At 42.7% G+C, this 12,197-nt stretch carries 10 protein-coding genes; 3 read left to right on the forward strand and 7 right to left on the reverse strand.

From position 1 onward, the window contains the following. Nucleotides 1–52: 52 nt before the first annotated feature. Nucleotides 53–865, reverse strand: a complete 813-nt coding sequence (locus CLHUN_RS02685) for a cyanophycinase (RefSeq protein ID WP_080063029.1) — start codon at nt 863–865, stop codon at nt 53–55. A gap of 66 nt (nt 866–931) precedes the next feature. Beyond that, nucleotides 932–1,201 (reverse strand): hypothetical protein, encoded by a 270-nt coding sequence (locus tag CLHUN_RS02690; RefSeq protein ID WP_080063030.1) that lies wholly within the window; start codon nt 1,199–1,201, stop codon nt 932–934. 220 nt (nt 1,202–1,421) lie between these two features. Between CLHUN_RS02690 and CLHUN_RS02695 the strand changes: the two genes are divergently transcribed. Beyond that, entirely contained in the window at nt 1,422–2,303 is an 882-nt protein-coding gene (locus CLHUN_RS02695; RefSeq protein ID WP_080063031.1) for a DMT family transporter, read from the forward strand. A 176-nt stretch (nt 2,304–2,479) separates the two neighbouring features. Continuing rightward, nucleotides 2,480–3,493, forward strand: a complete 1,014-nt coding sequence (locus CLHUN_RS02700) for a M15 family metallopeptidase (RefSeq protein ID WP_165755638.1) — start codon at nt 2,480–2,482, stop codon at nt 3,491–3,493. Between the two features lie 44 nt (nt 3,494–3,537). On the opposite strand, the gene CLHUN_RS02705 is transcribed toward CLHUN_RS02700, so the two are convergent. The 5 genes from CLHUN_RS02705 to CLHUN_RS02725 form a co-directional block, all read right to left on the reverse strand. Beyond that, nucleotides 3,538–7,497, reverse strand: a complete 3,960-nt coding sequence (locus CLHUN_RS02705) for an S-layer homology domain-containing protein (protein ID WP_080063033.1) — start codon at nt 7,495–7,497, stop codon at nt 3,538–3,540. Between the two features lie 126 nt (nt 7,498–7,623). Beyond that, nucleotides 7,624–8,910 (reverse strand): cadherin-like beta sandwich domain-containing protein, encoded by a 1,287-nt coding sequence (locus CLHUN_RS02710; protein ID WP_165755639.1) that lies wholly within the window; start codon nt 8,908–8,910, stop codon nt 7,624–7,626. 89 nt (nt 8,911–8,999) lie between these two features. Continuing rightward, nucleotides 9,000–9,242 carry a phage tail protein gene (locus CLHUN_RS02715; RefSeq protein ID WP_080063035.1) on the reverse strand — a complete coding sequence of 81 codons (243 nt, stop codon included), beginning with the start codon at nt 9,240–9,242 and terminating at the stop codon, nt 9,000–9,002. 67 nt (nt 9,243–9,309) lie between these two features. Continuing rightward, complete coding sequence (locus CLHUN_RS02720) at nt 9,310–9,558, reverse strand: phage tail protein (protein ID WP_080063036.1); 249 nt, start codon at nt 9,556–9,558, stop codon at nt 9,310–9,312. Between the two features lie 206 nt (nt 9,559–9,764). Then, nucleotides 9,765–10,445 carry a response regulator transcription factor gene (locus CLHUN_RS02725; protein ID WP_080063037.1) on the reverse strand — a complete coding sequence of 227 codons (681 nt, stop codon included), beginning with the start codon at nt 10,443–10,445 and terminating at the stop codon, nt 9,765–9,767. A 162-nt stretch (nt 10,446–10,607) separates the two neighbouring features. Here CLHUN_RS02725 and CLHUN_RS02730 point away from each other — a divergent pair, with 162 nt between their 5' ends. Continuing rightward, nucleotides 10,608–12,128, forward strand: a complete 1,521-nt coding sequence (locus CLHUN_RS02730) for a carbohydrate-binding domain-containing protein (protein ID WP_080063038.1) — start codon at nt 10,608–10,610, stop codon at nt 12,126–12,128. Nucleotides 12,129–12,197: the final 69 nt, after the last annotated feature.

Genomic DNA, 12,197 nt, shown 5'->3' on the forward strand with positions numbered 1-12,197 from the left:
TCCTAGTATGATTCCTGTGAAAAATAATGCCAATTGATTTTTATGCTCAGAATTATATTTTTTTCTCCCGTACGCACCTCTGTCCAAGATCAAAGCCATAGCCCGCCGGCAGCACATGAATGGTTACATTAGACAAGGCTATTATCTCCTCGGGATTCAGTTCCGATACATTGGAGTTCTGAATGGTTCTGCCGTCAATAACCGTAACACAGTTTGTTCCCACAACCTCGAAGGATGCGTTGGAATGTACCTTTATTGCCGTATCCTCATCTATGCCAATGCCCAGTACAGACGGATTCTGCGCAACTCCAACCAGAAGTCTGCCCAGCCGCCCTCTTTGCTCGAAGTGCTGATCAATTATTACCTGCTCCAACAGGCCAAGCCCGGGAGACATGCCAAGCGTACATTTTTTTGCGGCAGAATTGCTGGTTCCGTCAACAATCATTACACTGCTCATGGCCGAGGCTCCTGCGCTGGTTCCTATAATCGGCACACCTTTTTTATAAAGCTCCAAAAGTGTACCGAAGGTTTTTGTTCCGCCTAAAATGCTTGTTATTCTTAGCTGATCCCCTCCTGTAAAAAAAACTCCTGCGGCACTTGAAATCCTATGTGCCACAGAGTTATCATTCGCATCACTTCTATTATCAATATTCAATACATCAATATCCTGTACTCCCAGCCTTGAAAAAACAGCTCTGTATTCATCCCCAACCTCCTTGGGCTTTTGGGTTGCAGTTGTCAGCACACTTATTTTTGACTCCGGTCCACCGCACATATCAATGGCATGCTTAAGAACGCTGCTCTGCCCCCACTTATCTTCCGCGCCCCCGATAATCAACAAATTGCCGCTTACCAGCTCACTCATTATTTTCCTCCGATGGTAGAATTAAAAAGAAACAATTAATCCTTCTATATTTACATATCTTCATGCCTATATATTAAACACTTCTTTTGCCAGCCCTAAAAATTTATTGCTGAAGGCCAACCCCAGTCCCATAAGGGCTATGGAGGAAACTACAAGAAGGACTCCTATCCTGCTTTTATTGTTTTTTGCAGCCATGATTCCAGAAATAACTCCGATCATCCCGAAAACAAAAGGATAGAAGAATAGTGACAATACCGCCGACAGCCATCCCATGAAAAGAAATAAAGCTCTTTTTACACTCTCAAAATGGCCTGAAATTCCTTGAACATTATCCATATAACACTCCTCATTAACTTTTGAATTGCTGTTGCTTTTCTGTTTTCATAGCGTATTATTTACAGTTTATACAGTTAATATTCACTCTGGAAAACTATGAAATCCGGGGTTTTTGCAAGTCAAAACTCCTTAGCCTTCAATAAATATACAAAATAAACTTGCTATCAATTATCGAATGTGGCAAAATTATACCTTAGAACATAAAAGTGGGGATTTATCAATGAATATAGAGAAAAAAAAGAAGTTATTCGCCTTAATGGCCATGATACTGACTGTTATCTTTTGGGGCTATTCCTTTGTCAGTACCAAGATCCTATTAGATGAGCTTCCTCCTGTTACAATTGCATTCTTTCGGCAGGTCATTGCAGCCGTTTCACTTTTTGCAATATTGTATATAAAAAAATTGTTTATAAAAATGCCTTTAAAAGATGTAATGCTCTTATTTGCTTCAGCTTTTTTTGGCATTGTCTTATATTTTCTGTTTGAAAATACCGGCCTGAAGTACACTACCGCCTCCAACGGCTCCATAATTGTGGCAGCAGTACCGGTTTTTACACTGATTACCGAATCTATTTTCTACAAGTTTAAAATAACTTCAAGAGTCATAACCTGCGTAATTATTTCTGTGGTTGGTGTATTCCTGGTTATTTTTGAGAAGGGGATAGATTTCTCGGCAGGGTATACAAAAGGAAACCTTTTAATGATTGGAGCCATGGTGGTATGGGTAATTTACACCATAATATGCAAAAGTCTTTCCGGCAAATACTACGGCATAGTAATAACCGCCTATCAGATGGGTGCGGCTTCGCTGCTGTTTCTTCCGTTTGTTATTCCCGAGACAAGCAGTTGGCAGGGTATTTCCACCTATTCTCTGGCAAATTTGCTGTATCTTGCCCTGTTCTGTTCGGCACTGGCATATTATTTATTCAATGTTGCCGTGAATGGCCTTGGCGCCACTGTATCCTCAATGTTTCTGAACCTCATACCTGTTGTTTCCATTCTAGGCGGTATACTGGTCCTTGACGAGACAGTCTCCTTCCTGCAAATAGGGGGCATGCTGCTTATAATGTCAAGCCTTGTGTTTGTAAGAAAACGCAGTTAAGTCCGGAGACCGTATCAACTTTATTTCCTGTCCCTGAATTTTTTTGGATATATTCCCATATTCTACATATATTAAGCAGTGTCCTGTATAAGTGGTACTAACTTATAGCGGCATAGTGGTGGTAATAACCGCTGACTGAATTACTGTTTTATATGTAGTGTATGGAGGTATGGACCGTGAGAAGATTCATTTACATATTTTCTCTAAGTGCATTTTTAGTTGTTCTGTGGGTTTTTATCCTGCCCCTGGTTGCAATTGCTCCCGCCGGACAGGACTCTTACGGTCAGTATGCCGGGAAGCAGGCTTTTCATACGCTTTACGAAGCGTATGGCAAAGACCAATGCTGCATTAAGGTTTTGCTCAAGAACAATAATATCTACCTGATGTCTTCTGCCACAGGCAGCCCTGACTCTGAAACCATGCTGCCTGTCAGTGTAATCTCAGCCGGCAGTACCAAGCTTTTAGTCAACAAAGACAACTCCCTCCCGGGAGAATATGTTCCTCCCGGCCTGACAAGCATAAGTTCCAAAGTGGTGAAACTTGAGTATGCCGGACTAAAATTATGTCCCGGCACCTTAAATGCACTGTATACCATGATAGACGCTGCAAAAAAGGACGGCATCCATGGATTTATTATAAACAGCGCCTACAGGAGCATTACAGCCCAACAGCAGATATTCGACTCAAACCTTAGCAGCTTCACAAAGACCTCCGGGACTTATGAGGAGGCATATGCCAGTACAAGGCAGTTGGTTGCACTTCCGGGAAACTCAGAACATCATACGGGCCTGGCTTTGGATATTTTCAGCATAAACGGCCGCCACAGAAACGATTTTGAAGATTCCAGGGAGCAGCTCTGGCTAAAGGAAAACCTTCAAAATTACGGCTTTATAATCAGGTATCCAAAGGACAAAACGGAACAGACCAATACGGTTTATGAACCCTGGCACATAAGGAATGTGGGAATACCCCTGAGCAGGTATCTGCATGAACAGGGGCTGTGCCTGGAAGAATTTTATGACAGAATATTTGCCGGACATGTTATAGAAGACAGTGAAAGCATATTCCTGGGGATAAAAGACAAGCAGAAGGTTTTCGCAAGTGCCGATATAATGCAGGAAGTTCGGCTGGAGACTGTAAACACCGGTAATTGCCTGCTTACTATTAATAACTGCAAAAAAAGCCAATAAGGGCGGCATCCTTTAACCAGACCCCTATTGGCTTTAAATATTTATTAAATCAACCCGGACTTCTTAAGAAGGTTTTGAATTATGACTGCAATTTCTGCTCTGGTAATATACTGCTTAGGTGCAATCAAGCTGTTTTCCTTACCGGTCACCAGGCCTGCCTTGACACATGCTGCAACACTGTATCTCGCCCCTTGTGTAATACTTGCAGCATCCTTGTATCCTGAGAGAATAACACCGGTTTGCTCATCAGTGATTCCAGCGTCCAATCCCACTACGACCATGGCCTTTGCTATGATTATCATGGCATGTTCCCGTGTAATTTTATCCTCTGGTGCAAATGTATTGCTTCCCTTTCCCGAAATCAGCCCGTATTTATATGCTGTATTGATGTGACCGGAATACCATTGCTTCTCATTCACATCCTTAAATAAGTTTTTCCCTGTTTCAGGTTTAAGGCCCAGGGCATTGATAATGATGGCTGCAAATTCAGCCCGGGTTATCTGATTTTTGGGATAGAACATATTATTTTCAATTCCGTTGGTTATGACAAGCCGTGATCCAATATCATTTATGGCAGCCTTTGCCCATGGTGTCTTACTTGCATCTGCATATTCAACAGGATGGTAAATGACTGCATAGGGGCTGTTTGTCAGGCTGTTTATTTTTGCGTAGTATTTTCCTTCAATATTGATTACAGCAGTAGGAACATGCCTTACCGTCCCATCAGGATCAACCACCACTCCGGTTGTTATTTTGTCTGGGTCGGCATTCTCGGGAATTTTCAAAGTTCTTTCAACATATCCGGAAAAATTATTAACAGCAATGGTTTTATTATTCACTGAGCATTCAATGCTAAAATCAACCGGAGCAACCTCAATGCTGAACTTCCCTATTTCAGCAGAGCGTTTCAGCCTTTCTTCACTTTCGGCTGAAGCTTTTGACACCTTGATTTTTACTTTTATATCACTGAGGGCAGCCTCAGAATCCAACTGCTCTGCTATAGTATCAATGTCAATTACCTTTGCCGGCAGTATATAGGTTGCATTGCCGTTGCTTATCTCAAAAATTGCCTGGTTATTTTCAAGCTCCTTTACTATGTCACCGGTAAGGATGCCTGCATCCGCTTTTATTTCTCCTAAAGGAATAGTTATTACAGATTTTTCCTGCTCACTGTCAAGCTTTTTCTCCAGCTTCTGAGAGTCGATTGATATTGCTATGATCGTTTCGCCTCCATGTTCAGAGGTTGTAATCGTCTCAAGATTTAGTTCCTTCCCGTTAATCAGAATCCTGGGAGTTTTTTCTTTTTGCGGAGTTGTATCCGGAGTTGGCGTATAAGGTGTCGCAGGTGCATTATTTACAGTTACCTGAGCTATGGCACTGGTGGTGGATGCCGTTGTAACCCCTGTCATTGAGTTATCGGTATTTGTCAATACACAGTAATAGTATCTCGTTCCGGCTGTATTTGTCTGCAGTTGTATTGCAGCTCCTGTTGCATTTGGTAGCTCTGCTCCTGTGGCAATTGCCGCTTGAGTACTGCTATACCACTGGTAGCTAAGGATTCCACTGGCTGTGGCTGTTATTGACAGCCCGGCAGTATCCCCTACATTTACTGTCCTGTTTTGAGGCTGTACGGTTATCCCGGGAGGTGCGGCATTTGTTATTATTATTGCCACACTTGCACTCTCCACGGCCACTCCCTGCAAAATGCCTGATGTTGCCACAGGGGTCACCTCAAAGCTTATGTATTTATCCTGGTCCTCCGTCTTCAATATATACGTTATTGCTGTGGCTCCCGATATGGCTGTTTTGCCGCTGCCGGCGGAATCGTCTGCCCTGTACCACTTGAAGGTGGTTACTCCTTCAGAATCTCCGTTTATATCGCTGTAGGTATAATGCCCGGTCAGGGTTTCTCCCACTTTCAATATTCCTGTTATTGGCGATACTGTCGCTGTCGGAGCCGCCTCAGCAGGTGCCACGGCTCCCGTCCTGGCACTTTCCACTGCCGTGCCCTGTGTTATGCCTGTTACCGCAACAGGGGTCACCTCAAAGCTTATGTATTTTCCCAGGTCGTCTTCCTGTAATATATACGTTATTGCTGTGGCTCCTGATATGGCTGTTTTGCCGCTGCCGGCGGAATTGTCCGCTCTGTACCACTTGAAGGTGGTTACTCCTTCAGAATCTCCGTTTATATCGCTGTAGATATAATGCCCGGTCAGGGTTTCTCCCACTTTCAAGGTTCCTGTTATTGGCTGTACTGTGGCCACAGGAGCCGCCTCGGCAGGTGCCACAGCTCCCGTCCTGGCACTTTCCACTGCCGTACCCTGTGTTATTCCTGTTGCCGCAACAGGGGTCACCTCAAAGCTTATGTATTTCCCCAGGTCTTCCGGCTGTAATATATAAGTTATTGCTGTGGCTCCTGATATGGCTGTTTTGCCGCTGCCGGCAGAATCGTCTGCTCTGTACCACTTGAAGATAGTGGCTCCTTGCGAATCTCCGTTTATATCGCTGTAGGTATAATGCCCGGTCAGGGTTTCTCCCACTTTCAAGGTTCCTGTTATTGGCTGTACTGTGGCTACAGGAGCCGCTTCGGCAGGTGCCACAGCTCCTGTCCTGGCACTCTCCACAGCCGTACCCTGGGTAAAAATGCCTGTTGCAGCAACCGGGGTCACTTCAAAGCTTATGTATTTTCCCAGGTCTTCCGGCTGCAATATATACGTTATTGCTGCGGCTCCTGATATGGCTGTTTTGCCGCTGCCGGCGGAATCGTCTGCTCTGTACCATTTAAAGGTGGTGGCTCCCTGTAAATCTCCGTTTATATCGCTGTAGGTATAATGCCCGGTCAGGGTTTCCCATACTTTCAAGTTTCCTGTTATGGGTTGTACCGTCGCTGTTGGAGCTTCTGGCGGCGGCGCTACATAATCCACAAGCAGCGTCGGGTTACTTGTGGAACTGGAGCTGTTGCCCGCCTCATCATAGAGCTTTACGCTTATTATCCCTCCCGTGGGAATTGCTGACTGCAGATTCTCCGTTGAGGTTATGCTCAGGTCAAAAGTCACCTGCGTATCGGTATCTGTTATTGTGTTGTCAGTGGCAAGCAATGTGCTTCCAAGATATAACTCTGCCTTGCCGCCTGTGGCATCAGCCGCAATTATTGACGCACCGGCAATCAGATTCGTGTTGGATTTATTCAGAGTGTTTGCTACAACCGTTCCGCCTATTGGAGTCACGCTTACAGACGTTGGTGCAGTTGGTGCAGTCCTGTCAACAACAATATCTCCCGTATGTATGGCGGTTGCCGGTCCAGCCGGAGAACCGTCATCGGCTGTAACCGTTACATCTTTATAGATGTTTTCTGCTATATTCAACCCGTCAATATCCCATTCCAGCGCCCATGGTCCATTCCCTCCGGTTACGGTAACCGTGGCCGGCTTTGACCCTATGCTGGCATATATGGCTACGTTATCTCCATTGCCATCCGCAACCGTTCCGGATATCCTTATTGTATCTCCGCCCTTATATATCAGTTTTTTCCCCGGATCAGTCATTGTTATGACGGCAGGTGCAACTAATCCTCCGCCGCTGTCTCCGGTTATCTGGAGTATTGTTTTATCTCCTGGAACATATGAATAATTGACAATACCCAGGTAATATAGCTTGCCGGCCTCCAGTAGTTTATTCATCCTAAAGTTATAATCGGTTTCCCCCAAATCATCCTCCGGGTCCCCGTATTCAGTACCGTCACCATTATATAATTGTCCCGCTGTATCCACCGTACCAACTGTCTCAATGGTATAATTTTCAGTACTTGTAGGTATTAACCTGAAGTATATGGGCTCACCCACCGCTCCCCCATAAGTTTTTATATAACTGAGTGTATTGGCGAGCAGAGGAGCAGTCGCATCCATATTCACCCCTCCGTCAATATAATCTTCTGCAAAGATACAGGACATCCCTGAAAAAATTATCAGACAAGAAAGTAAAACTGCGAAACAAAGCTTTTTCATTCAAACACCTTCTTAATTTAACCTTTCTTTTCAAATACGTAATTTTGTATAATATTTTTGAGATTGAAAAATCAAAGACTGAAATTCAGATTTTCAAATCCCAGCCTTTGATTTTAAGTTAATGCCTTATATTCTATTTATCTGATATGTATACGTCCTGCTGTCGCCACCTGATGCAGATGCAACTGCAATTATGAAAACATTTGCACCCATATTGAGTGAAATTGAAAGGGGCGGAGTAAACGGTACTGCTGCGCCATTCATACTCAGGGTTATGGTGGAATTTGCATCCTCCGGAACTATTGTAGGCTTTATTTTCGATACGGCAGCAGCAACACTGGTAGTATATGTATATGTGGTTTTTGCAAAAGTAGTACCCGGAATTCCGGTAACACTCTGCAGGTAAGGACTGCTTGCCCTTATGACAGTAATTGTATAAGTTTGGGATGCAGTGCCGTTTGTAACCACTATATTAATAGTATTGCTGCCCTCATTCAGATCCACACTGGTTGGCTGCCCGCTTGTTGCCGCTTTACCTGCCACCGTTATAGTCGTTCCGGCTATGTTGGTGGTTGGAGTTACAGTAACACTGGCAGTGTCATTCCCCACATTCGATGTCGTATAGTTCAAAATGCTGCTTGAGAAGTCCGGGCTAAGAACACCGCTGCTTATGGCTAGACCGCTCAGAACAGCTCCCTGCTCTCTTATAACAGTGATTGTATAGGTCTTTGTTATTATACCGTCTAAAGCTGTCACCAATACAGGTATAGTGTTGCTGCCAACACTCAGATTGACTGTGCTGCCCTGTCCGCTTGGTACGACTGTGCCATTAATCTTTATAGTGGAAGTGGGGTCCTGTGCTATAGCGGTAACAGTTACACTGGATATGCCGTAAGGAACATTTTGAGAGGTATAGGCCAACGTAGCAGGGTTAAACGCAGGGGTAAGTGTCCCACTGCTGATACCCAGTGCCGACAGGTCTGCCGTAGGCTGATGGCCATAGACCTCAAACTCCATAAGAGAAGCATATTGTGCATTAGTCCTCAACCCTTTTGTTACATTTAATCTTACAAACCTGTAAGCAACCTGTACATTCCTTGTAGTGGTACTTAAGGTATTATCGGTAACAGAGTCCAGAGTTACCCAATGAGTATTGTCATTTGACCCCTGAAACGAAAAATCGCTCATATTATAGTCGGGTGATTTCCACCCTGCAAGGCTCATATGTTTAACCGCCCATGAAGTAATAATATTTGTGCTGCCCAAATCAACAGTCAAACTTGCAGGTACAGTATTGCAAAGCCATCTGCTGAACGGTGTTAATGTACCATTTACTGCCTGAGCCGGTGAATACGGCATAACAAAGCTGCTTGCCGTAGCCGTTTTATTTAAAGCTATATTTGAATCTGCCATATGTATTTCCATCCTTTCTATATCAAAAAAAGCTTATGTGTCCCGACAACATTTACCGGATGTTAATTTTAAAGTCAATTCATCAGTAATCAGCTTCTTGTTGGATAAATGCCCGTAACTGCAATGTAGTACTTCATAGTAGGCAATGGTTCGGCACCCTTTAAATTCGGTAAGGCAAAGGTGGTTCTTCCATCCCCTCCATATGTTGATCCGAGCAATGAATACAAAGCCTGGTTCTGCATAATTTGAAGCATTTGGCCCTCACAGGGCATCCAGCCTATGGGTGCAAAATTATATGGGAAAAGCGCAATGCCTCCTAATAAATAGTCCATATAAAATACCTCCGTCATCTTTATTATTTTTCGTTACACAACTGTATGCTTTCAAGCAAATTTCATACTACGGTCTGGTTGGGAATATACCTATAGTTGCTATATAATAACCCATATCAGGAAGCGGTGACGCACCCTTGAGATTTGGTAACGCGAAGGTAGTTCTTCCATCCCCTCCGTAAGTTGCCCCTATCAATGCAAATAAAGCCTGGTATTGAGAAATCTGAAGTATTTGGCCCTGACATGGAGCCCAGCCGGCTGGTGCAAAATTATAAGGGAATAGTACAATTCCACCAATGTAATATTCAATATCCATAGTTCATACCTCCTAATATTTTTTGTTTATGTATACCATTGCATTAAATTTTATACTTATAAGTTATTTATTTCCATTTTATTGTATTATAAAAGCACACTCATAGCAAGAATATTTATGGTTTCAAAATGTAAAAGCGAAAATAAAGTCTTAATTTGACAGTATATGGTTCCTGCCAAGGAATCATCCCCTTCCCGCCTGTTTGTTTATTTTGAAGTTATACCGAGTTTGTAGCCTAATCCACGAATAGTACTTATTACAACTTTTGAATTTAAAGAACTAATCTTTTTTCTCAAAAAAGATATGTATACTTCCACATGATTTGCCTGTGCCTCAGAGTCGAACCCCCAGATTTTTTCTATTATTATATCTTTTGAAGTAATCATACATTTTCTGATAATTAAAAACTCTAAAAGTTTGCACTCCCGACAGGTCAGATTGGTCTCTGCTTTTTCTGTCGATAGTTTCAAACTGTTGGTATCGAGAGTGATATCACCATAGCATAAGGTGCTGTTTAAAAGTATCGTGTCTTTTCGCCTGCCTAAAGCCCTGATTCGCGCTAATAGTTCCTCTGTAGAAAATGGCTTTACAAGGTAGTCATCAGCACCGCTATCAAGTCCGATTACTTTGAAGGATACATCACTTTGAGCAGAAAGCAGAAATATGGGTAATGTCAGGCCATTTTTCCTTATGCCCTTAAGCAGGCTGATTCCATCTTCTGTATAAGTCAAAGTATCTAATACGATAATGTCATATTTACTCGACAGAGCAAGATACAAACCTTCCTCGATGCTATCGGTGTGGTCAACCATGTGATTATTTTTCTTAAATATGTGTACCAGTGAATCATCTGAAGGAATTCTGTCTTCCACAACCAGAATATTCATAACAAAGCCCTCACTTCCAGCAACTTATATATATAATGGTATGTATAGAAAAAAATGTCAATATTTATTCATGAATACTTCTATTTTTAAGGTTGGTTTAAGTTCTAAATTGTAAAATAATACCACAAATAGTAAGCCCTAATAACACAAAAGGAGGATTCTATGAAGAATAAGATATTTTTGGTATTAACACTGGCAGCTACTCTTGCTTTTAGCAGTATGCCGGCAAATGCAGCGGTTATGTACGGAGATTTAAATTCTGACGGTGGGATAGATGCACTGGATATTGCTGCAATGAAGAGTAGTCTTTTAGGTATATTTACAATCAGCGACACCAAAGTTGCCGACCTGAATGGTGATGGTTCAGTGGATGCGATTGATTTTGCATTACTAAAAAGTTACCTGCTGGGATACATATCTACGTTCCCTGTTGATACCGGTACTCCGGTTGATCCGGAAGATGCATGGAAAGAGAATATTGGGAAAATCAGCCTGGATAGTACGATAACCTGTACGGGAAAAGGTGCGGCAGTGAGTGGCACAACTGTTAATATCACATCTGGAGGTGACTTTGAGGTAGTCGGTACTTTAACAAATGGTATGATTTATGTTAATACTGCTGAAAAGGTTAAGTTGCGCCTGAATGGCTGCAGTATAACCAATTCAAATGGTCCCGCCATCTATTTCCAAAATGCTGACAAGGCATTTATTACTATTGAGAAGGGCACAACTAACAACTTAGCTGATGCAAAAACGTACTCTACAGTTAATTCTGAAGCTGATGCAGTCCTATTCAGCAATGATGATCTGGAAATAAAGGGTGCTGGAACTTTAAATATTACAGGTAATTTCAAGCACGGTATTTCAGGTGATGACGATATCAAAATTGAAAATGGAAATATTATAATTAAATCTGCTCCTTCTGACGGAATACATTGCAATAACACTATAAAGATTACCGGAGGAACACTTAATATCACTGCTGCTTCAGATTGTATCGACACTGATGGTGATATAATAATTGAGAATGGTACTCTCACGCTAAGTGCAGGTGATGACGGAATGCATTCCGAAGCAGCCATGACATTCAATGGTGGTACAACTACAGTTTTAAAATCATATGAGGGTATTGAAGGTAAAACTGTAACAACTGTTAATAATGGTACTATTAATATTACAGCAACCGAAGATGGTCTGTGTGCCGGTAAACAATTGGTAATCAACGGCGGAAATATTGAAATAATGTGTGGAAAAGACCCCTATGATTCAAACGGAACCATAACTATGGCTGGTGGAAATGCCGTTATTTATGGCGGCGGCCAGCCAGATGGTTGTGCCGATTGTGACACTAACAATTTCACTATCACCGGAGGAACTCTTGCAGCGGTTGGAGGATGTACATCTTCTCCTACAGCAAGTACCTCTAAACAATGTTCAGCTATCTTAGCCGGCCCGGCATTAAATGCTGTTGTAAGCATAAAGAATTCTTCTGGAACTGAAATCTATGGCTTTACAGCTAAAAAGGCTGGTGCGACATTGCTATTTACCTCTCCAGCTCTGGTATCAGGTCAAACCTATAACATGTATAATAACGGGAAACTAACGAAGACCTTTACAACCAGTACCATGGTAACCAGTGCCGGCGGCTATATCTTTGGTGGCGGTGGTGGTGGCGGTTGGTAACTGCAAATACCAAATGATATTTGCAGTGCTATACTGTATGTACTAAATTATTCTTGCCATGTGAAGCCT

Origin of the sequence: Ruminiclostridium hungatei (genome assembly GCF_002051585.1) — a bacterium.
Lineage (GTDB): Bacteria > Bacillota > Clostridia > Acetivibrionales > DSM-1351 > Ruminiclostridium > Ruminiclostridium hungatei.